We start from the raw sequence: 20,757 nt of genomic DNA, 5'->3' as shown, positions 1-20,757 counted from the left end.
CTGTGAAGTACCGTGAAGTGCCGTAAGAAAAATCTGTAAGAATTACCGTAAGAAATATCGTGAGAAATACTGCGAGAAATACGCAGAGGTTTCGCGGTTATTCCGCGGATAAAAAGGATGCAGGCGGGACGGCGTGTTCACACGGACCGTCCTTCTCTGCCATAACGCCTAAGGATAGGAGTGAGGAAACCATGCGGGAGAAATTGGTGGCGTTCGCAAACGAATATGCCGCGGAAACGGACAGCACGGGTTTGGACGGAGATGAGCAGCGCAGCATTCACCATCCGCTCGTTTTTCTGTTCCTGGGCGATAAATCGGCGGAAGCCCTGCAGACGATGGCGGAAATCAACAACCGCAGGTGGAACAACAGCACGGGGGTGGTTTATCTCCATGTCGGAACGGAACGGTCCGGCGAAGAGTCCGGCAAGCAGCATACGCAGCAGGAGAGCGGGACGCCGCGGGATTGGCGGCAGGCCGATCCGCAGAGTGCGGAGGAGCGTTCCGGACATGCCGCCGCCGCTGACTATAGAGGCCGGCCCGGCAGCGAGAGAAGCCGGCCGGACGGAAGTGATCCCAGCGGCCTGCAAGCCGGTAACATCTACACCTGGACGCTGCCTGTCCCGGGAAATAATCCGCGCTCGGCAAGGCCGGACCTCCACGACAGCTTCCGTTCCAACCGGGAAAAGCTGCTGGAGCTGAACGTTCTGCTGCGCAGAATGAACAGCCGGATTTCCGAATTCGGCAGGCTGTACTCGAATCTCCAAAGGCTGAACATTGCGGTCGTCACACGGCTCGACGACCCCTGCAACGTGCTCCTGCCGGAGCTGACCGCGCTCATGGAGACGATCTTCGGCGAGCATTTCCGCTCCGTGATCGTGGACCTGTACGGGCTGCTTGAAGAGAAGCAGGTCGGGGAGGAATTCGCTCTCCGCGCTTCCATGAGCTTCAGCTTCCTCAGAGAGCTGGACGTGCTGCAGAGCAGGGACTATACCTTCTCAAGCCCGCTTCAAGTGACGGGCGAAGGCATTACCCTTCCCGCTCAGCACGGCCCTTCCCCGCTTTTCGACACGGTCTATCTCTTGAGCGACAAGGATGAGCGGGGCATTTTTACCGAGAACGGAATGAAAGGCAGCTACGAAACGATCAGCTCGCTGAATTTGCTGAAATACCGGCATATCAAAGCCGAGAACGAAGGCGATTCGTCCAAGGCGGGCACATACAATCACCAGCATTTCAAACAAAACATAGCGCCACCCGGAGAAGAAGGCGTCGGCTACGTATCGGCCGGCTATTCCAGAGTGAGTCGGCCGAATCAGGCGATCGCCCTGACTGTCCTGTATCATCTGTACCGCCATGTTCGGGAGAAGATGGAAGAGAACGTCCAGGGCGGCGCCCGGCTCCTGCCCGATCTGATCTCCATGGAGCCCCAGTTGTGGGACCGCGAGGTCGAATCGGTCGTGCCGGGACGCGAGCAGGCCGTGGAGGAGATGTACGGGCTTATGCACGACCCGGTTTCTTACGGGGAGCTGAAGTCGATGTCCTTGAAGGAGGCGGAACTTGCGTTGTTTCAAGACAGCGCCCGCCGGTTTTTCGACATGAACGTCCGGCAGAGAGCGGAGGCGGCCTTCGCGGAACGCGGCTTCGCCAAGAGGCTGGAGCGCATCGTGAAGGAGCGCATTGTAGAGGACCCGGCTTACGGGTACTACGCTCTGAACGGCTGGCTTGCGGAGGAAGGCGGCGCCGGAAGCCGGAGTCTGCCGGGCGAACTGAGGCAGCAGCTGAAGGACGCGGCAAACCGGGCCGAGCAGCTCCGGGGCGAGCTGGAGAATTTTTACGGCGAACGCGTGGACCGGCAGCCGATAGGCAAAGGCTCGCTGTTCGGCTGGAAATCCGACAAGGCCTCGGTCAAGAATCTGATCCGCTACCTGTTGGATGAAGCCTACGGCCTAAGACGCGACCTGCTCGTTCTGGAACTGAAGCAGAAGCTGATGACGGCCTACCTCGACAAGCTCGAGGAGCTGAGGGAGCGGGCGGCCGCGGCCGTCCGGCAGATGGACAGCCTGGAGAAGCTTCTGCGCGATACGAGCCGCAGTGGAATTACGGCGGCGAGCGACTATCTGGGCCGCAACATCAACGAGTATTACGAGCACGTGGTGAAGCAAATTTTGACGGAGATGGAAGGGCGCAGAGAGAGCCGGTTTTATTTCGACGAACGGTTCCTGGGGAACGTTTCCGTGGAAATCGACCGGGATGCCGGGCAGTGGCTTCGGAAGCTTATGGACACGGCCCGCCGGGACGTGCTCGTTCATCCCCTTTTCCATCAGACGTTCGAGGCGGAGCTGCTGGAGCGGGCCAATGTCGCCGCGAGCTACGACAACCGGGACGTGCTTTCGAAGGAAGACCTTTTCCGAGATCTTTATACGACGCTTGAAAACGAAGCCGCGATCCGGATCGATGTGTATCATTCCACCCACCGCAACCGTCATGAAGAAAAGTACTTTTTCGGCGATTCGCGGAGTGAATTTATCCAATATGCGTTTGCGGTTGACGGCGGGAGCCGGACGTATAAGCTCGGCTGCGTGCACGAGAAGAAACCGGGCGGGATCGAAAAGCTCCGGCTCATGGGCGGCTTCAGGCTGGAGGATCTGATGGTGTACCGGAACAGCAGGCGCTATTATGAGACGTACACGGAGAACGGTTATCGCTTTCACAGCATGGAACTGTCCGAAACAGGAACGGACAGCACGAAGCTTTCATAAGGACGGCTAGTTGACAGCACTCTGCTCGTAGGGCAATAAAGAAAAGAGGGGGAGACCTGTGAAACAGAGAAAATGGAATCCGCTGCTGACCTTATTCAGCGTAATCGGAGGATTCGTCGGGTTTATCGTCGGCGAGTTTATTTTGAGCCGCTGGGAAGGAAGCTGGCATGAAACGGTGCTGATGGGGGTCTATTTCGGGCAGCTGGCCTTGTTTGTCGGCCTGTTCTGCCTTGTGGCGGAAATGATTTCGCCGCAGCTGAACGGAAAAAACTGGCGTCTGCGTTACGCGGGCGACGGCTGGAAGTTTCTCGTTCCGGCCACGCTCGTGATGTTGTTTATCGCAGGGGCGCTGTTTCAAGTCCTGTACGGCTTCCAGGTGCTCGGCACGAAGAAGGCGCCGCAAAACTATGTGCTGGTCATAGACAAATCGGACAGCATGTCACAGAACGATCCTCAGAAACAGAGCCTCCAGGCGGCCAAGTCTCTGATCGGCCGGATGGACGGCAAAAACAGTGCGGCGGTGTTTACGTTTAATGAGGAAACGCAACTTATCGCCCCGCTGACGAAGCTTGCCGGCTCCGGCCGGGAAGAGATCCGCGGCAGGCTGGACAAGATCGGCGAGCCGACGGGTCAGACGGATATCGGCCGGGCTTTGACGACGGTCATGGATCAGCTGAAGAAGGACGGGGCGGCGGACAGCTCTTCTTCCGTTATCCTGATCTCGGACGGATACAGCGATGTGAATACGACAGAGGTGCTGTCTCCGTTCGTTAAGGCGGGAATCAGCGTCCATACGGTCGGCATCGACGATTCACAAGTGGAAGGCATTCAGCTGCTTCAGCGCATCGCCGAGCAGACGGGCGGATCCTTCCACGACGTGAAGAGCGCGGACCGCATCACGGATGCGTTCGAGCAGATCTACACGGCCCAGCAGCCTTGGCATCTTGCGGGCGAACGCCTCGGAGCCGCCGCTTCGGACGGGTTTCACGCATTCCTGCGGGTGGCGTTTATTCTGCTGATCGGTACGCTGATCGGCCTTTCGCTGGGCATTATTTTCGACAACCGCCATCTTGCGCTCAGCTTTGCCATCGGCGGCACGCTTGCGGGCCTTCTGGCCGGACTTGTGCTGGAAACCGGAATGCCCGGAACGAACATTCCGTTCTTCTACCGGGCGGTGGCGGACATCGTGCTTGCCTTCGTATTATCGCTGGGGGCTCTGATCATTCCGGTCGGCACGAGCGATTCCCATTCGGGTCTGCGCAAAAATTATCAACGGGCCCGGCTCGAAGAGGGGCGTTACGGCAGAAAAGACAGCTCACCGGTCGGCAAGAAGTTCCGCTGAACGACCGGCGGTACATGGGACGCCGCAGAAATCAGCCCCTCCGGAACTTAGCGGCACAGAGGGGCCGCAGCGTCGGCGCACGGCATCTAACAAGTAGGCTAGTGATCAAGTGAGGCGATTCGCATGCTATGGGAAGAAATCAACGAAGAGAACCGGATCACGAAGCTGGCTTCGCAGCCGGCGCGTGAAGGGGAGTGTCTGCTGACATGGCAGTGGCCCAAGGAAGTCGGCGCGGTCTATGTGTACAGCTTCGAGAGCGGAAGCGAGCAGCCGCCCGAGCAGCTTGCCCCGCATCAGCTCAAGCTGTTTACGCGGGAAGAGTACAAGGCGGCCGGCGGTTACCGCGAGCGCATGGAGTACATCGGAATGCGGGGTTACCGCATTTTCCCGTGCGTCATGAAGGACGGCCGCGTGACTCCGTACCGCCAGACCGGCACGGGCAACGCCATCCGCGTCAGCGCGGGCAAAGCCCGGATCCGGTATTCGATTAAATACGGAGGCCGGTTGTTCGGCAAATACAAGTCCGCGAAAATTCAATTGTTTTGCGAGATTCCGGTGCCGCAGGAAGCGCTCTGTTACGTGAAGAAGGAAGGCGGTCATCCGGCGGGACGGCAGGACGGCACCGCCTATCCTTTCCGCCGGGATTTCGAGGCGGGCACGCAGACCCTGCCGGAGATCGAAATCGGCAAACACGATTTTCTGCGGCTTTTTTTCACCGATTCCCGTTACGGGGATGTTTATGAACTAATCCAGGAATGAGGAGAGGCGCACATGCTAGGGTATCTGAAAAGTCTTTTCGAAAAAAAGCCGCCCGAGAAAGAGCGGCCGCCTTATTACAGCATCGTCTGCCCGTATTGTTTTAATAAATTCGAGCCGGATGATGTCGTGTTCCGGGCCAGTCATATCAAGGACAACGACGATGATTTTATGCTCCAGGAGGATGAGCGTCTGAACAGCTGGAGGCGCAAGTTCAATTTGTCCGAGGTGGACATGGAGGCCGTTATTCTGCCTTCGACGATTCCCGACTCGTACAAGACGTATATACAGAATGTGCTCGTCGCCGTAACCGACCGTTACGGGGAAACGACCAGACGGCGCCTGTGCCCGTACTGTCATAACGAGCTGCCTATTTCGGCCGGTAAAGTGCCGAGCAATATTATTTCGATCGTGGGCGCTTCGCAGGTCGGCAAGTCCGTCTATATGACCTCGCTGATCCATACGCTCCAGCATACGACGGCATCGAATTTTAACGCCGCCTGCATGCCGCTGAGCGGGGAAATTTCCCGCAAATTCCGGCAGCACTACCACGAGCCGATCTTCGAACGGGGCAGCATGCTGCAATCGACCAACCCGAACGAACAGCAGGAGCCGTTTATTTTCCAGTTTGTTTTTAAGGATGAGCGCGAGGCTCCGCTGACGATCGTCTTTTTCGACGTGGCGGGCGAGGGCATGGTTCAGAGAGAATACCTCGATATTTATGCGTCTCATATCAAAAATTCCTCCGGCATTCTGTTTCTCGTCGACCCTCTGCAAATCCGGAGCATACGCGACAAAATCCAGATTAATGTCGGCGGGGAGCAGGGAGAATTCGCCAACCGGTACGACGAGCCGCGCGAGGTGGTTATTTCGCTGTTCGAGAATTTTATCGCCCACCAGAGCAATTCCAAGACGGATATTCCGACGGCGATCGTCCTGACGAAGAGCGACATGCTCCAGTATTTGAAGGAAGAAGACAGCGAGTACATCCAGCCGAACAGCAACGTATTCCGCAATGTCGTCCACCAGGGCTATCTCGATGCATCGGAGTTCGAGAACATTAACGGCGAAATCGGCCGTTTTATTGAAAAAGTAGACCGTCCGTTCAAAGACGCGGTGGACGTGTATTTTTCGAATACGGCTTACTTCGCGGTTTCCGCGCTGGGCACCAATCCCGTGAACAAGCAGATTTCGGGCGTCATTAATCCGACCCGGGTCGACGAGCCGTTCATCTGGCTGCTACATAAGCTGGGCTATATCGCGAGGAGAGATGCGACGTGATGCAGAAAAACATTCAACAGCAGCTGTTTACCCGGGACCGCGAGGGGGTCTTCCGCACAAGCGAAGGGTTCGATACGGTCGCCAAGTCGCCCGGGCTGGACCCTTCTTTTATCAAATCGGCGCTGCATCCCTACTGCGTCTATAAGGCGCCTCAGGAACTTCTGGAGCGCGGGGAAGAAAACTCCGGGCTGTATCCGGAGTCGGTCGTCGCTTACCACGCGGAGAACGGGGATTTCGTAATCGGACGCAGCGTCTACGTGGCGACGGACTTTACGGGGCAGCGCAGCGCTTCCTTCACGCACCAGTACGTGATTCCGAAGGAGCGCAAAGAAGCGTTCATCCGCGAACCCCGCCGCATCTTCGGCATCCGCGGCTTCCAGAGCCGCTACGACATCCGGGGCGGCAAGGAAATCCCCGAGCTGGAGGATATCCCGTTCGAGCCGGAAATCCGGGCGGGCGAAGGGGACAAGCTGCTGGAGACGTTCGGGATCGACCGGGAGCTGTTCCGCCAGCTCGTCTTCGCGGTGCTTGCCTCGGTGGCGAACAAGAAGAAAGTGTTCATTTCCCTGAACACGGACATCTCCGAGAGCGCCATTTACGCCAAGCGCCTGCTGGAACTCGTGTACCGCTGCCTTCCTTACGCGGTGCGCCGGCAGCTCGGCTTCATGACCTTCAACAGCGAGCCGGAAGCGAAGCAGCATCTGCACGTCGTGTTCACGGAAAAGGGGAGCATCCGGCTGCCCGACCGCAAAATCGAAAAAGATTTCATTTTCGATTTCGCCGGCGGCCGCTTCCTGAACACGGAGCTGCCTGCCCAGGACCACGCGTACCTGGATTACGTGTGGACTCACCGGAACGATCCGGCTGAGCTGCAGAAGTACTTCGACTTCTGCGACGAAGCGGTCTCCGGGCTGGATACCCAGACCGTGCTGAGCGCCGCAGCCTATTCCCGGCTGTGCGTCCTGTATGAGGTCGAACGCGGCCGCACGGAGCTGTACGAACAGGACCAGGCCGCTGTTATGAACGGGATTCTGTCGTTCTTCACGACCGAATCTTACCCGCGTAAACCGCGCCTGAAGGAGCTGTTCGTCGGTCTTCTCACCCGCGAGGCGTCGGATCGGGACCGCATAGCGGGGGCGGATTACGTGGAAGCCGTTATCCGCTACGAGAAGTTTGCCGATCCGCAGGTAAAGGCCCTGATAGTCCGCTGCCTCGGCATTTTCGTCTCGCGGGCCGCCGATGCGGCAGCGGGGGACGGTATCGAGGGCGCTGCTCCGCTGCTGGACCTGCTGGCCGCTTACCCGGCTGTTTTCACCGGAGTATTCGGCGGGCTGATGAAGAGCAGCCCTGCCTTAGGCGAGGGCTACATCCGCTATCGGATGAAGCGGGTCAAGTCGGTGCAGGCCTTTACCGGCGAGATCGGCTTCTGGCAGTCGCACAGCGAAGAGCTAATGGGAGAGGAATTGTTCTCCCAAGAATCCTACGATCCGCTGCGCAGGCTGATGCGGACGGATGTCAGGAAGAAAATTTCCCTGGCTCAGACATTATCCGCGTATTTTGACCAGTTGGGGAAAAATTCGCCCGGGGAGAAGAACCGCGGCATCAGGCAGTTCAGCCGGTGGATGAAGCTCGCGGTGCATCTGGAGCTGGCGGATGACTTGAAGCCGAGCGGCCTCGGCATCGAAGATATCGAGAGCTTGGGATTTCTGCTCGATCCGGTTAATCCGGACCTATACGGTCAGGCGTCGCGGGATCAGGAAGGAGTTCTTCACGTCTTACAAGCGGCGTACAAAGTGCTGACGCTGGACGGGAAGAAGCAGTCCGAAGCGGAAGATGTGATGGCCCGTCTGGACCCTGTCGATTTGGACCGGGCGCAGCTTCTTTTGCAGAAGTTGATGCAAAACGAGGTCACCCCGGCCCGTTTCGGGCAGCTGGTGACGGCTTTCCATAAACCGGGAACCGGAGGAAGTGCGGATCGGCAGCCCGGTTACGATTACGAACGGCTGCTGAATTTTGTAGCCTCGGCCGGGCAAGGAACGGATACGTTTACGGATTTCGCCGCCTGGTCGGCGGAAGATATCCGTTTTCGGGACGGGAAGGGCGCCGTTCATCCGTATTACAAAGCGGCGCTCAGCCGCGCGTTCGATGTGCACGCTCCGCAGGCTTTCCGCAATAAGGCGGTGTCCCGGAAGCTGCTGGAGACCGGCAATCCTTCATTCGCGGCTCTGTTCGAAACCGTCAGACTGAGACAGTCCGGTAAATGGGCCCGGATCTGGGCCAAAAACAAACGGAAAATCGTGCTCCGGGGCTCCATTTTCCTGATCCTGTTTATCGCCATTATCGCCGTACTTTGGAAGCCCGTATCGGATTGGATGGCTCCGACTCCGGTCGTTATCGTGGGAGACCTGCAGGAGAAAACCGGCAGCGAAACGGTGACGGTCAAAGCCTCGCTGAAGGACCCCGATAAACATACAAAGCTGTATGTCAACGACAAGGTTATCGAGAACGGGAGCATCGAGCTGAAACTGAACGAAGGGGAGAATCCTCTTGTTTTCAAAGCGGTGAGCAAGTCGGGCAAAACCTCCGAAACCGTGAGCAAAAAGGTGACCCTGGTGCCGCGGCCCCTGGTGAAAGCGGAGCAGCCGCCATTGACGGTGAAAGCCGCTAAAGTCACCGTGACGGCTAAAGCGGAGGACGGCAACGATCCGAGCCCGGAGATTTATATTAACGGGCAGCTTGCCGGGAAGGGCAGCGTTTCCCAGCAGATTCAGCTCGTTCCGGGCGACAATCCGATCGAGATCACGGCGAAGAACAAGCTGGGCCGCCTGAGCGAGCCCGTACGCTATACCGTGAAATCGAACCTTGTGCCCGTAGGGCCTCCTGCCGGGTCAAGGTAAGAGCTTGAGAGAGAGCAAGTATGCTATTTTTAGCCAATACGAATAAAAAACGAGCAAGAGCGCTTATCGCCAAAAGGCGGCCTCATCCGGTTTGGAGGGCCGCTTTTTTTTATAATGGCTATGTTAAATCGGTACTAATCATTTAATCCCTTTCCATCGAGAATTTGCTGCATCCATTTTTCAACCCTGGACTCTCGAGTTTTGGATTGTTTGGCCTCAGTAAAATAAAGAATGTATGCTCTTTGCCGTCCAGGCGTCAATGCTTCAAAAGCGGTTTTCAAGGCAGGGAGTTCATCGAATTTAGTTTGAAGTTCTTCAGGAATGACGACTTCTGTATTCTTTTTAAAAGTCACTTCCAAACCGGCTTTTTCCACTTCAATGGCTTCATGAATATAGGCTTTCAAGATGGTTTCCATCTCAACGATTTCTTGAACAGCGGTGAACCGAATCTGGCGCGCCGCCTGTACATTTTCCGTTTGTCGGATTAGGATGCCATGGGCATCTTTTAACAAGGCGCCTTTGTGAAACAGAAGTTCACAGTATTCTTTGAATCCGTGTATTAAAACGATGTTTTTATTCTGAAACGTGTAGCAAGGATGCATCCACTTAAATTCTTCGGTCAGCTCACAGTCTAGAACGATCGTTCTCAACTTCTCATATTCTTCCTTCCACTTTTTAGCCTTACTTAAAAATTCATCAACCTTAGGATTCGTTCTACTAGTTGTCATTAAGGAACACTCCTCGTCCATTTCTTCGTTCTCTTTTTATTCGACGTTGTATTTTCGTGCTCCTTGCTATCAAGGCAGCGAAACCATGCCAGGTATTGGTCCAAATAGCTTGTTGCAATCCCATTAAAGGGGTCCATCCGTCTCTTCGGTCGACTAGAGTAGTTATTCCCGTTCCGGATATGTGAATACCCCCGATACGCTGTTTTCTATCAAACTTGAAACTGAAATCGTGAGCGGAATGGTGTGATGATGAGGGCAGAGGGAGAACAAATAACGATACACATCCTTAAAATAGGCTTGATAAATCCGGTCTAACGAACACCTGTCCATGTTCTCCCTCCTTACTGTATACACGCATCGCGCCCGAAAAAGGTACACAAAAAAACACCACTGTCCCGGAGGACAGCGGTGTTCGGCTTGCTCTCTTATTTTGCGGACAGCTCCAGGATCGCCTGCACGATCGCTTCCGCGTCCCAGCCGACAATCCGGTCGGCATTCTGCTTCACGATCAGGGAAGGCTCTCCCGAATCCGGGGGCCGGACGGCTATAAGCGGCTTGTTCATTTCGCTTGTGCCCGCGATGATTTCTTTGTTGATCCACCTGCTGTAGGCAGGACGGGCATCGGCCGGAATGAGCACGGCTTGGCAGTATTTCATCTTGCCGCGCACAGCCTCGTAAAGGGACCGCTCATTATCCGCGTCGGCCGCCGGATGATCTTCCGGCAGCAGAAAGGTATCGAAGCAGAAGCCCCGGACCCGGTAGGTTTGCAGCAGCGCAACCAGCTCGCGGGAAGCTGCCCTGTAATTCCAGGCACAGCTCAGATACAGACTGGTTTTATAAGATTTTGCCGGGGGCAGCACATCGTTCGCCTCCTTGGAACCTGGGTTTTATTCGATGCCCTTGACCCAGGCGTTCACCTTGTCGGCGTTCGCGTCGGCCCATTCTTTGGCCGCATCTTCCGGCGATTTGCCTTCCTGGATCGCGACCATCACCTTAGCCATGTCGTCCGGGGTCCATTCGAACTGGTCCAGGAACTTGTAGGCGTTCGGCTGGTCTTCTTTTAACCCTTTGCGGGTGAGCGTGTGAATTTCTTCTTCGCCGCCGTAGACGCCTTTGGGATCGGCCAGATATTTCAGCTCCATCTTGGCGAACATCCAGTGTGGCGTCCAGCCGGTGACGACGATAGGCTTCTGTTCTTTATAAGCCTTTTGCAGCTCCTGAGCCATGGCGGCCGAAGAGCTTTCGACCAGCTTGTAGCCGGAGAGGCCGTAGTCGGCGACCGCTTTTTCCGTGGACATCATAATGCCGGCTCCGGGTTCGATACCGATGATCTGGTTGTTCAGCGACGCGCTGACATCGGCTTTCTTGAGATCCTCGATCGAGTCGATCTTCATGTAAGCGGGAACAGCCAGTCCCGTCTTGGTGCCTTTCAGGTTCGCGCCGAGATCCTCCACGCTGGATTTATATTTCTCCAGATAGGAGGCGTGAGTCCCGGGAAGCCAGGCGGCAACCATGGCGTCCGCGCTTCCGTCGGCGATACCGGCCCACATCGGCCCGGCGTCAACCTGGAGCATTTCGACTTTGTAGCCCAGTTTGCTCTCCAGGACGTATTTGGCAACGTTCGTGCTGGCAATCTCCGAATCCCAGGCTACATACGCCAGCTTGACGGATTTGCCTTTGGCTCCGCCGCCGGTGGAACAACCGGCGACCAGTGCAACGGCGAGAACGACGGACAACAACAAACTCCATTTTTTTAAAATAACGATGACACCCCTTAGTTCGATTTTTTCTTTTTAAACACATTCTGGGTCAGACGGTCCAGCAGGATAGCCATAATGACGATGGCGATACCGGCTTCGAAGCCGACGCCCGTCTTGGCCTGCGTGACGGCGCGATATACGTAAGCGCCGACCCCCTGCGCGCCGATCATCGAGGAGATAACGACCATGGACAGGGACAGCATGATGGTCTGGTTCACGCCGGCCATGATGGTCGGCATCGCGATGGGCAGCTGCAGCTTGACCAGCTTCTGCGCCGGTGTCGAGCCGAAGGCGTCGGCCGCCTCTACCAGCTCTTCCGGCACCTGCCGGATGCCGAGGTTGGTCAGGCGGATCGTAGGCGGAATCGCGAAAATGATCGAAGCGATGACGCCCGGCACGACGCCGAGGGAGAAGAACGACACGGCGGGAAGCAGGTAGACGAAGGCGGGCATCGTCTGCATGAAGTCGAGCACCGGCGTCACGATATTTTGCAGCAGCGTATGCCGCGCGCAGAGAATGCCGATCGGTACCCCGATCACGATGGACAGGATGGACGCCGTCAGAACGAGCGCAAGCGACTGCATGGACAGCTCCCAGAAGCCCAGGTTGTCGATCAGCAGCAGGCCGATAAACGCGAATAGCGCAATCCGCCAGCGGCCGATCCAGTAGGCAAGCGCCGTGATCAGAACGATCAGAACGAGCGCGGGAAGCGCGGTCAGAGCGGTCTCGATGGAGCCGACCATAGCGGCGATGACCGCTTTGATGGCGCCGAAAAGCGGCCCGAAATGATCGGTGAGCCAGCTTTCGAGGAATTCGATCCAGCGGCCGAGCGGAAGTTTAGGCAGATTCATCGCACAGCACCCGCTTCCGGTTCCGCATTTCCGGCCAAGGCCGAAAGCACCGCTCCTTTAATGACGATGCCTTTCAGCCGGTCCTCCTCGTCGACGACGGCAACGGGAAGCCGGGTTTCGGCCATCATTTCGAACAGGTCGTTCAGCAGTGTTCCGGGTGAAACAGTCGGAATAGAACGCTGCATGACCTGCTCCAGCGACTTGCCCTCTTTGAGAGCCTGAAGGGCGTCTTCCGCGGTTACGATACCGAGCAGCTTCATCCCTTTGCTCGTCAGGTACAAGCTGGACACGCCGCTGTCGCGCATAAGCTGAAGGGCTACCCGCGGCCCCCTTTCGAGGGAGATCGTTTCCGGCTTTTTCATGACATGGGCCGCCGTAAGAACTTTGGACAAATCCACGTCTTCGACGAAACGTTCCACGTACTTGTTGGCCGGCTGAATCAGAATTTCCTCCGGCGTGCCGATCTGGACGATGGAGCCGTCTTTCATGAGGGCGATCCGGTCTCCGATGCGCAGCGCTTCATCCAGATCATGTGTAATGAAGACAATCGTTTTCTTGAGCTTGGACTGGAGTTCCAGCAGCTCGAGCTGCATATCCTTGCGGATGAGCGGGTCCAGTGCGCTGAACGCTTCATCCATAAGCAGGATCTCAGGATCGTTGGCCAGCACGCGGGCAAGGCCGACGCGCTGCTGCATACCGCCGCTGAGCTGGTCGGGCAGGCTGTTCTCCCAGCCTTCCAGGCCGACCGACTTCAAAGATGCGGTTGCCATCTCCGTTCTTTTTTTACGTTCGACACCCTGAATTTCAAGTCCGTATTCCGCATTTTCAAGTACGGTCCGGTGCGGGAAAAGAGCGAATTTCTGAAAAACCATCCCGATATTTTTCCGTCTGAATTGACGGAGCTGCTCGGGGTTCATTTTAAGCACATCGGTTCCGTTAAAAAGAACCTGGCCTCCCGTCGGCTCGATGAGCCGGTTTAACAGACGGACGAGCGTCGATTTGCCGCTTCCCGACAGTCCCATAATGACGAAGATTTCTCCTTGTTCAATCGAAAATTCCGCCTTATTGACCCCCACGGTCAGTCTGTGTTCTTTCAATATCTGTTCTTTGGTGCGGCCTTGATCCAGCAGGGTCAAAGCTCTCTTGGGGTCCGATCCGAATACTTTGGTAAGTTGTTTTACCTCAATGATAGGCATGTGGACCTCCTTTCCTGGGTCTTTTGACTGGCTTGCTGACTTGTTTCAGTGTAACGGCATTCTTTTTTGACCGTCAAAGTCCGTATAAGCTTATAAATGTTTGTACAGTTTTAACTTTACGTACAATACGTTAAGTATGCTCCGTATAACGCCGTATTCCTTCTTTCGTGTTTTCTTTACTTATCGAGGGGACTTTGATTACAATACAATTTAGAGGTTGAGAAGCAGCAGCTTGTTCCTCAGGAGGGAAACCATGAACGATCTCAGCGGCTTTACGACAGAGCAGAGCCAGAAAATTCAAAAAAACCGTGAACGGGTTATTGATTCCATCGGCAAAAATATGGATTTATACGGCATTACCTTGTCGATCGGGCACTTATATGGTTATATGTATTTCAATAACGGACCTGTCACACTGGATGAACTGAGCAAAACGATGGGGATGAGCAAGACATCCATGAGCACCGGCGTGCGGACGCTGATGGATTTGAAAATGATTGATAAGGTATGGGGAAAAGGCACACGCAAAGACCTGTACGAGGTGGAACCGGACTGGTACCAGAATTTCAGCGATTTTTTCTCCATTAAATGGCGTAAAGCGGTGGAAGGGAATATGAATGCCCTCAACAAATCGCTCGTCGAACTGCGGCATATGAAGAAGGAATATGAAGAGAGTCCGGAGCTTCAGGCCGTGCTGGAAGCGGACGAAGCCAAAATCGCGCACGCCATAGACTATTACAAGTGGCTGCTGAGGCTGATCGAGGCGATGGAAACCGGCAAGATCTTCGAGCTGATTCCAAAAGAGCCCCGGGAACCCGCTTCACACGAGGCCGGTCGGCCCGAGCGTGACGGGAAAGAATAAGAAAAAGGACAAGCTTGTGCTTGTCCTTTTTTGTTTGGAGAAAATGCAGCAGTCCGGGGGGACAGCGGAGTACCCCAGAGGAGACCGGCAATGCGGGCCGCAGTTTGAACCTGCCCCTAAATAGCTTATATAGAAGGAGTATAAGCTCGTATTTCACCCTATAGGAGTGGGACCGGATGACCTTAAATGAAAAGATTGCCGCTTATGTCGAATTGATGAATGAAGCTCGTGAAATTTCGAACAGGGCAAACAGCCGGGCCTACGAACTCCGGCAAACGGCGGTTCGGATAGGTTTCGAAGCTACGGCCGCGGCTGAACATGCCGCTCTGATGGCGGAGATCGTGAGGGAAAACACGGAATCGGGCTCCTTATCCAAGCTGATTCACGCCAGCCGCGAAGCCGCGTCGAGAGCCGCGGAATCTACGCTGAAGGCTTTGGAAGCCATGAAAGCAGCCAATGCGGCGGATTATGAAGCGACCGAAGCTTTTGAACGCACGCGTGAAGCGGCGGAGAAATTGACGGAAGCCCTCCATGTTGAGGGATATTGACGTAAGCGAACGCAAGTCACGAACGCAGTCACGAACGCAATCGCAATCGCATACGCAAAAAGCGCCCTTGAGGGGCGCTTTTTTATTCCTCAGCCGTCAGCTTGGCGGCTCTGCGGTATTCGCCGGGCGTCTATCCCGTCCACTTTTTGAACATGCGGTTGAACGATGTGATGTTCCGGTAGCCGATGCGCAGACCGACTTCCACAATGTTGAGCTGAGTCCCCGTCAGCAGTTCCTGCGCTTTGGAAACCCGGATGGCATTCAGGTGGTCGCTGAAATTCGCTCCCGTTTTCTCTTTGATATAGACCGATAAATAGGCGCTCGACATCTGGAGGCGGTCCGCAAGATTTTCGAGGGAAAGCTCTTCCCCGTAGCCGTCCCGGGGAGCGTCCATGACGAAGCGGATTACGGGATCTTCCGTATCTTTCTTCTCGTAGATAAGCGGCGCTTTTGTACAGCCGGTTGTACTGGTCTTCCGCACCGCTGCTGCCGTCCTTGTCGAGCGTGACGCCGTGCGGCAGGAAATACACCACGAGGTTGTCGAGAAACAGGTGCGGGTTCGAGGTATCCGAACGGAGCCGGGTAACGATGCTTTTCGCCTCCAGATAACGGAGCTCTTCATCCGTCGCGCCCTGCAGATGCCGGTTGAAAGCGATCACGCCGGGATCGTTGTACGTATTGAAAAGAAGCGTTTTGATCCGGGAAAAATGCGTGCTGTATTTTTCGGCGGTATTTTTTAGCATGGACTGGTTGTGAGCGATAATTTCGCCGTGATATTTGGTCTTGAAATAAGCGAAGGCCGCCAGGTCGAACCCGTCAAACAATCCTATAATGACGAGAAAACTGATCAGCGTCGCAAGAAAAAGGGAGGTCGGTCTGGTTTTGTTGAACGGCATCGTGCAGTAACTCCTTACTCGTTTGGTAGAAAAAGCGGCCGGTCTCTTCCCATTGTACGAGCCGAATGTTAGGGGAGTGTATACTTTCGGGGATTTGCGAATGAAAGAATTCGTGCGGCAGCAATAGTTTGACGCCTTTTGGAGAAGCGGATAAGATTAGATACAATCAAACCAATTGTGGGAAAAAATCCCTGTAATAGGGAAGGAGGTGCATGATGCCCCAAGCTTTTTTAAGTGGGATTGACCATGTTCAATTGCCCGTTACGGATCTGGAAGAGTCTATTCACTGGTACGGAGAAATTTTTGGCTTTCAGGTGATCGGTCATTACGGTGAGAGCGCCATGCTCTCTGTTCATAATGGTCCTAACCTAATGCTTTGGCAAACGAAGAATTACTCCCCCGTTCGTTTCAATAAGGATGGAGAGCTAAAACCGGTCCTGTTTTTCAGCAGTGGCGATATGGATAACCTCGTGAAACATTTGAAGGAGAAAAGTGTCGCAATTGCCAGCTTTGACGATGGAGGATTCGCAAAATTCCTGAAGTTTTACGACCTTAACGGCAATTTAATAGGCGTCATGCAGCTCGCTGGCAAGAGATGAGCCCCTTCATACCGTCGGCGCAGCCGGGCGGCTCAGGCAAGCTATTCTGCATAGTTGAGACGTACAAACCGAACAAATCAGTGGCGGCAGAGCCTCAAACAGATCAATCGAGAAGGGTACCCGAGCGGGTATCCTTCTTTTGTTTATAAGGTGAGACATCCTTAAGAACGAGCCGCATCCGCATGGAAAGCCGAGTGGCAGGGCAGCAGCGGTCCTTATAATAAAGTCAGATCGTGAATCGGAACAGGGTATAAATTGAAAGGATTTTATTCGTGCTGCCGGACGGGGGATACCCGAATTATGCACATGTTGAGAAGGGAGGTTTTCTAACGTTTAAGTCGGTCCCTGCAAGCTCATACCATTTCGAAATAACGGAGGAATTTCATGCGCAATGAAATGAATACGCATCTGCGTTCGGTCGTATCCTGGCGGGATTACCGGATTGACCCGAGATACTTTATTCTGGCGTTCCTGAGCAGCTTTGCGATAGCCGGGCAAGTGTACCTGGGCTTTTTCCAGAAATGGGATGCGGTTTTTGCGGCAGTCGTTTGTACCACGGGGACGGAAATCATTCTGAACCGGCTGAAAAATAAAACGTGGATGTTTCCGCTCAGCGCCCTGATCACGGGGATCGGTATCTCTCTGCTGCTCAGTTCCAATCAGCTGTGGCCTTATGCGCTCACCGCCGTTATCGCGATCACGCTGAAATATGCCATCCGATTCAAAGGCGGGCATATTTTCAACCCGAACAACGTGGCGATGGTCATCATGCTCTACTCCCTGCCCCAGTATGCGGTGAGTACTCCCAAGCAGTGGACGAACGGCATCGGCGTTATGATTCTGATCTTGTGCCTGGGCATCGTGGTGTGCTACATCGCCAACCGGCTGGATGCGGTACTGGCTTTCCTCGGGAGCTTTACGCTGTTTGCGTTCGTGCGGCATTTCTTCTTCGGAGCGCCTTTGTTTGCGGCCCTTGGGCCCCTCATGGGCGCCTCCCTTCAACTGTTTGCCTTCTTCATGATCACGGACCCCAAGTCCACGCCTGCGACAAGGAGCGCCCGCATCGCGTTTGCCTTTTTCGTGGCTCTGCTGGACGCCGTCTTCCGCATCAACCGGATTCCGAATCCGCAGTTCTACGCGCTGTTTCTTGTGTGTCTTGCTCTGATCATCCCATACCGGTTGTGGGCTTCCCGCAAAACGGCGCCGGAGCCGGGACTGACGGCAAACTCTTAAACAGAGGAAGCAAGACGGAATGGAAATTCGGAGATTAATTTTACAAAAGAGGTGAACGCCATGTGCCGGAACGGGACATGCAGGGGGGCTTTCAACGGCGGAGAGGGGACAGGCTGCGGCAGACACTGCGTCAATCTCCAGACGGAAGCCCATTCTATTGAAGGAACGGATGGTACAAAAGCAAAGTCGGCAAACCGGCCCGCAAATCAGGTTGAAAAGCAGCCGGAAAATCGGATGCCAAGCCGTACGGAAACTCAGTCGCAGCACAGGGAGCGAAGCGATGAACAGAAACAGGGGAAGCGCGACCGTCTCCCGGCCGACCATTTGCCGTCGAGGTATTTCCTGCGCACCAAGTATTTCAAGTATTGGGACTTCTGGGACCATTTCCGCTAAACCGCAAGAAGGAACCCGCAAGCCAATAAAAATACAGACAACTCCATAAAATAAAGACAAAGACAGGACCGGCCCTCCCGTTTTTGTCTTTTTTTATTTATCCAAAGAAAAACAAACATAAAAATAATGATTCAAAAATAAATAAAGATATGCTATGATTAAATAAAATAAAACAAATGAAAATAAAGCAAAACAATACTCGTTCAATTCCTGAGGAGGAGCACAAAATGACGGCAAATTTATGGGATGCGGAAATCGCGGTAGGCGTTAAGAAAGGTTTGGACGAACTGGTGTACCGGTCGAACTTGCTCGGGTTTGACCGCACGGTCGCCAACTGGGGCGGCGGAAATACCTCGGCCAAAACGGCGGTCACGGATTTTCGCGGGCGGGAAATCGAGGTCATGTGGGTAAAAGGCAGCGGCTCGGACCTTGCGTCCATGAAAGCGGAAAATTTCACGAGCCTGCGCCTGGACGATATTCGTCCGCTTATGGAGCGGGAAGAGATGACCGACGAAGAAATGGTCGCCTATCTGGGACACTGCATGGTGGACAGTCGCCACCCGCGGGCTTCGATCGAAACGCTGCTGCATGCATTTCTTCCTTTTAAGCATGTGGACCATACGCATCCCGATGCTATCATCGCCCTTTGCTGCGCGGATAACGGCAAAGAGCTGGCGCACGAAATATACGGCGACCGGTTTGTCTGGGTGCCCTATGTGCGTCCCGGTTTCACCCTTTCGAAAATGATCGCCGAAGGCGTACGCGGCAACCCGGCCGCCGAGCTTGTCCTGATGGAAAAGCACGGACTGGTCACCTGGGGGGAGACGTCGGCGGCCTGCTACAAGAAGACGATCGAAATTATCTCGGAGGCGGAAAATTTCATCGAATCGCGCGTGAACCGCGCTGCGCTGTTCGGCGGCGCGAAGTACGAAACGCTGGCGGATTCCGCACGCAGAGAGATCCTCGCGCAGGTGCTGCCGGTCATCCGCGGAGCTGTCGGCGGAGAACGGAAGATGCTGCTGACGGCCGATGCCGGAGAAGATGTACTGGCTTTCGTGAACAGCCGCGAGGCGCAGGCGCTTTCGCAGGTGGGGGCCGCCTGTCCGGACCATCTCGTTCATACGAAGATGAAGCCGCTCTACGTGGATTGGAATCCCGCCGAAGCTGATGTTCCGGCCCTTATCGAAGCGCTGAAGTCCGGCATCGCCGCTTACAAGGAAACGTACGAGGCCTACTTCGAACGCAACAGGAACGAGGGTGACGTGATGTTCGAGGCGGCGCCGAGAGTGATTCTGATTCCCGGCCTCGGGATGGTGAATACGGGCAAAAGTCGGGCAATGGCCCAAGTGAGCGGCGCCCTTTACCATCGTGCCATCGCCGTGATGAGGGGGGCGACCGCGCTCGGAAACTTCGTATCGCTGAGTGAAAACGAGTCCTATAACGTTGAATATTGGCCGCTGGAGCTGTACAAGCTGACACTTGCCCCGGCGGAAGCCGAATTCTCCCGGAAAGTGGCGTTCATTACCGGCGGAGCGGGGGGCATAGGCGGCGCGGCCGCCCGCGAGCTGCTGAAGGGCGGCGCCCACGTCGTGCTGGCCGACCTGAATCTGGAGGGGGCGCAGACGCTGGCGGCGGAGCTTAACCGGCAGTACGGGCAAGGACGCGTCATAGCCGCCGCAATGGACGTTACACGCGAAGAACAGGTCGCGGAAGCATACAAGGAAACCGTCCTTGCCTTCGGGGGGGTGGACATTATCGTGAACAACGCCGGCCTGGCGACATCGAGTCCGTTTGAAGATACGACACTGAAAGAATGGAACCTGAACATGAACGTACTGGGAACGGGCTATTTCCTCGTAGCGAGGGAAGCGTTCAAGATCATGAAGGTTCAGGGAACCGGCGGCAGCATGGTATTCGTCGGCTCGAAAAATTCCGTCTACGCGGGCAAAAACGCTTCCGCCTACAGCACTGCCAAGGCCGCCGAAATCCACCTGGCGCGCTGCGTTGCCGCCGAGGGAGGCGCCTACGGCATCCGCGTCAATTCGGTGCTGCCGGACGCCGTTCTTCAGGGTTCGGCCATCTGGAATTCCGGCTGGCGCAGCGAACGCGCCGCGGCTTACGGCATCGAGCCGGATCAGCTGGAGGAGTATTACCGCCGGCGGACGACGCTGCTCGTGAACGTCTATCCGCAGGATATCGCGGAAGCGATCGTCTACTTCGCCTCGTCGAAATCGGAGAAGACGACCGGCTGCATGCTGACCGTGGACGGCGGCGTTCCGGCGGCGTTTACGCGATAGCCGGAGGGAGGCGCGGCGAACCCGCCTAAGCTGCCTCGTGGCGGAGGGACGGAACGTTGTGCCGGGTGATGTAGGCTCGCCGCATACGGTCGTGACGCCGCCTCGTTGATGCCGCCTCGTGGCATACGGCCGTGACGCCGCCCCGGTTAATGCCGCCTCGTTTGCACACGGCCATCGTCGTGCCTGCCCCGGCCCGCCTGTGCCGCCGCGGCCTTCGAGAGGCGTAGGCGGCCGCCCGAAGGCCGTTCGTCTAGTCCCTTCCCGTCCGATATTGTACAATAAAAGAAACAGAGGCGAAGCCCGGACTATGCCTGCATCCGTGCGTACGGCAGAAGAACAGGCCCGCCTCGGCAAGAATG

18 protein-coding genes are annotated in these 20,757 nt (G+C 55.6%); 12 read left to right on the top strand and 6 right to left on the bottom strand.

Annotation, left to right across the window (positions count from 1 at the left end; genetic code table 11):
* Window positions 1–191: 191 nt before the first annotated feature.
* The 5 genes from AC2TF6_RS23955 to AC2TF6_RS23935 all read left to right on the top strand — a co-directional run bounded on the left by AC2TF6_RS23955 (window position 192) and on the right by AC2TF6_RS23935 (window position 9,035).
* On the top strand, window positions 192–2,759 hold the full coding sequence (locus tag AC2TF6_RS23955) for a hypothetical protein (RefSeq protein ID WP_491308813.1): 2,568 nt from the start codon (window positions 192–194) through the stop codon (window positions 2,757–2,759).
* 58 nt (window positions 2,760–2,817) lie between these two features.
* On the top strand, window positions 2,818–4,101 hold the full coding sequence (locus tag AC2TF6_RS23950; protein WP_491308812.1) for a vWA domain-containing protein: 1,284 nt from the start codon (window positions 2,818–2,820) through the stop codon (window positions 4,099–4,101).
* Window positions 4,102–4,224: 123 nt separating this feature from the next.
* Window positions 4,225–4,860, top strand: a complete 636-nt coding sequence (locus AC2TF6_RS23945; RefSeq protein ID WP_491308811.1) for a hypothetical protein — start codon at window positions 4,225–4,227, stop codon at window positions 4,858–4,860.
* 12 nt (window positions 4,861–4,872) lie between these two features.
* Window positions 4,873–6,138: a TRAFAC clade GTPase domain-containing protein gene (locus AC2TF6_RS23940; protein WP_491308810.1), complete on the top strand. Its 1,266-nt coding sequence runs from the start codon at window positions 4,873–4,875 to the stop codon at window positions 6,136–6,138.
* Window positions 6,138–9,035 (top strand): GAP1-N2 domain-containing protein, encoded by a 2,898-nt coding sequence (locus tag AC2TF6_RS23935; protein ID WP_491311709.1) that lies wholly within the window; start codon window positions 6,138–6,140, stop codon window positions 9,033–9,035. The genes AC2TF6_RS23940 and AC2TF6_RS23935 overlap by 1 nt, the downstream gene beginning before the upstream one ends.
* A 134-nt stretch (window positions 9,036–9,169) precedes the next feature.
* Here the strand turns inward: AC2TF6_RS23935 and AC2TF6_RS23930 are convergent, their stop codons facing one another.
* The 5 genes from AC2TF6_RS23930 to AC2TF6_RS23910 all read right to left on the bottom strand — a co-directional run bounded on the left by AC2TF6_RS23930 (window position 9,170) and on the right by AC2TF6_RS23910 (window position 13,570).
* Entirely contained in the window at window positions 9,170–9,763 is a 594-nt protein-coding gene (locus AC2TF6_RS23930) for a YdeI/OmpD-associated family protein (RefSeq protein ID WP_491308809.1), read from the bottom strand.
* 425 nt (window positions 9,764–10,188) lie between these two features.
* Window positions 10,189–10,623, bottom strand: a complete 435-nt coding sequence (locus AC2TF6_RS23925; protein ID WP_491308808.1) for a TIR domain-containing protein — start codon at window positions 10,621–10,623, stop codon at window positions 10,189–10,191.
* A 27-nt stretch (window positions 10,624–10,650) separates the two neighbouring features.
* Window positions 10,651–11,499 (bottom strand): glycine betaine ABC transporter substrate-binding protein, encoded by an 849-nt coding sequence (locus AC2TF6_RS23920; protein WP_491308807.1) that lies wholly within the window; start codon window positions 11,497–11,499, stop codon window positions 10,651–10,653.
* Window positions 11,500–11,537: 38 nt separating this feature from the next.
* Window positions 11,538–12,374, bottom strand: a complete 837-nt coding sequence (locus tag AC2TF6_RS23915; RefSeq protein ID WP_218228981.1) for an ABC transporter permease — start codon at window positions 12,372–12,374, stop codon at window positions 11,538–11,540.
* Window positions 12,371–13,570, bottom strand: a complete 1,200-nt coding sequence (locus tag AC2TF6_RS23910; RefSeq protein ID WP_009672078.1) for a quaternary amine ABC transporter ATP-binding protein — start codon at window positions 13,568–13,570, stop codon at window positions 12,371–12,373. The genes AC2TF6_RS23915 and AC2TF6_RS23910 overlap by 4 nt, the downstream gene beginning before the upstream one ends.
* A gap of 253 nt (window positions 13,571–13,823) precedes the next feature.
* Between AC2TF6_RS23910 and AC2TF6_RS23905 the strand changes: the two genes are divergently transcribed.
* Window positions 13,824–14,432, top strand: coding sequence for a GbsR/MarR family transcriptional regulator (locus AC2TF6_RS23905; protein WP_491308806.1), 609 nt, complete (start codon window positions 13,824–13,826; stop codon window positions 14,430–14,432).
* Between the two features lie 176 nt (window positions 14,433–14,608).
* The gene (locus tag AC2TF6_RS23900) at window positions 14,609–14,980 is read left to right on the top strand and encodes a hypothetical protein (protein ID WP_491308805.1); all 372 of its coding nucleotides are present in this window, start codon (window positions 14,609–14,611) and stop codon (window positions 14,978–14,980) included.
* A 130-nt stretch (window positions 14,981–15,110) separates the two neighbouring features.
* Here the strand turns inward: AC2TF6_RS23900 and AC2TF6_RS23895 are convergent, their stop codons facing one another.
* On the bottom strand, window positions 15,111–15,461 hold the full coding sequence (locus AC2TF6_RS23895) for a helix-turn-helix domain-containing protein (RefSeq protein WP_491308804.1): 351 nt from the start codon (window positions 15,459–15,461) through the stop codon (window positions 15,111–15,113).
* Between the two features lie 31 nt (window positions 15,462–15,492).
* On the opposite strand from AC2TF6_RS23895, the gene AC2TF6_RS23890 reads away from it, so the two are divergent.
* The 5 genes from AC2TF6_RS23890 (at window position 15,493) to AC2TF6_RS23870 (ending at window position 20,398) form a co-directional block, all read left to right on the top strand.
* Window positions 15,493–15,720, top strand: coding sequence for a hypothetical protein (locus AC2TF6_RS23890; protein ID WP_491308803.1), 228 nt, complete (start codon window positions 15,493–15,495; stop codon window positions 15,718–15,720).
* 371 nt (window positions 15,721–16,091) lie between these two features.
* Window positions 16,092–16,475 (top strand): VOC family protein, encoded by a 384-nt coding sequence (locus AC2TF6_RS23885; protein WP_491308802.1) that lies wholly within the window; start codon window positions 16,092–16,094, stop codon window positions 16,473–16,475.
* Between the two features lie 384 nt (window positions 16,476–16,859).
* The gene (locus AC2TF6_RS23880; RefSeq protein ID WP_491308801.1) at window positions 16,860–17,708 is read left to right on the top strand and encodes an RnfABCDGE type electron transport complex subunit D; all 849 of its coding nucleotides are present in this window, start codon (window positions 16,860–16,862) and stop codon (window positions 17,706–17,708) included.
* A 60-nt stretch (window positions 17,709–17,768) separates the two neighbouring features.
* Entirely contained in the window at window positions 17,769–18,101 is a 333-nt protein-coding gene (locus AC2TF6_RS23875) for a hypothetical protein (RefSeq protein WP_491308800.1), read from the top strand.
* A gap of 227 nt (window positions 18,102–18,328) precedes the next feature.
* The gene (locus AC2TF6_RS23870; protein ID WP_491308799.1) at window positions 18,329–20,398 is read left to right on the top strand and encodes a bifunctional aldolase/short-chain dehydrogenase; all 2,070 of its coding nucleotides are present in this window, start codon (window positions 18,329–18,331) and stop codon (window positions 20,396–20,398) included.
* Window positions 20,399–20,757 lie beyond the last annotated feature (359 nt).

This window comes from Paenibacillus sp. JNUCC 35, assembly GCF_058269095.1.
This window is presented reverse-complemented; position numbering and strand designations above follow the sequence as displayed.

What these genes read in the sequence shown, in the direction of transcription:
- AC2TF6_RS23940 (WP_491308810.1), top strand. Translation starts at nt 4,873, where the DNA reads ATGCTAGGGTATCTGAAAAGTCTTTTCGAAAAAAAGCCGCCCGAGAAA.
- AC2TF6_RS23935 (WP_491311709.1), top strand. Translation starts at nt 6,138, where the DNA reads ATGCAGAAAAACATTCAACAGCAGCTGTTTACCCGGGACCGCGAGGGG.
- AC2TF6_RS23910 (WP_009672078.1), bottom strand. Translation starts at nt 13,570, where the DNA reads ATGCCTATCATTGAGGTAAAACAACTTACCAAAGTATTCGGATCGGAC.
- AC2TF6_RS23905 (WP_491308806.1), top strand. Translation starts at nt 13,824, where the DNA reads ATGAACGATCTCAGCGGCTTTACGACAGAGCAGAGCCAGAAAATTCAA.
- AC2TF6_RS23870 (WP_491308799.1), top strand. Translation starts at nt 18,329, where the DNA reads ATGACGGCAAATTTATGGGATGCGGAAATCGCGGTAGGCGTTAAGAAA.
- AC2TF6_RS23915 (WP_218228981.1), bottom strand. Translation starts at nt 12,374, where the DNA reads ATGAATCTGCCTAAACTTCCGCTCGGCCGCTGGATCGAATTCCTCGAA.
- AC2TF6_RS23900 (WP_491308805.1), top strand. Translation starts at nt 14,609, where the DNA reads ATGACCTTAAATGAAAAGATTGCCGCTTATGTCGAATTGATGAATGAA.
- AC2TF6_RS23885 (WP_491308802.1), top strand. Translation starts at nt 16,092, where the DNA reads ATGCCCCAAGCTTTTTTAAGTGGGATTGACCATGTTCAATTGCCCGTT.
- AC2TF6_RS23875 (WP_491308800.1), top strand. Translation starts at nt 17,769, where the DNA reads ATGTGCCGGAACGGGACATGCAGGGGGGCTTTCAACGGCGGAGAGGGG.
- AC2TF6_RS23945 (WP_491308811.1), top strand. Translation starts at nt 4,225, where the DNA reads ATGCTATGGGAAGAAATCAACGAAGAGAACCGGATCACGAAGCTGGCT.
- AC2TF6_RS23880 (WP_491308801.1), top strand. Translation starts at nt 16,860, where the DNA reads ATGCGCAATGAAATGAATACGCATCTGCGTTCGGTCGTATCCTGGCGG.
- AC2TF6_RS23930 (WP_491308809.1), bottom strand. Translation starts at nt 9,763, where the DNA reads ATGACAACTAGTAGAACGAATCCTAAGGTTGATGAATTTTTAAGTAAG.
- AC2TF6_RS23955 (WP_491308813.1), top strand. Translation starts at nt 192, where the DNA reads ATGCGGGAGAAATTGGTGGCGTTCGCAAACGAATATGCCGCGGAAACG.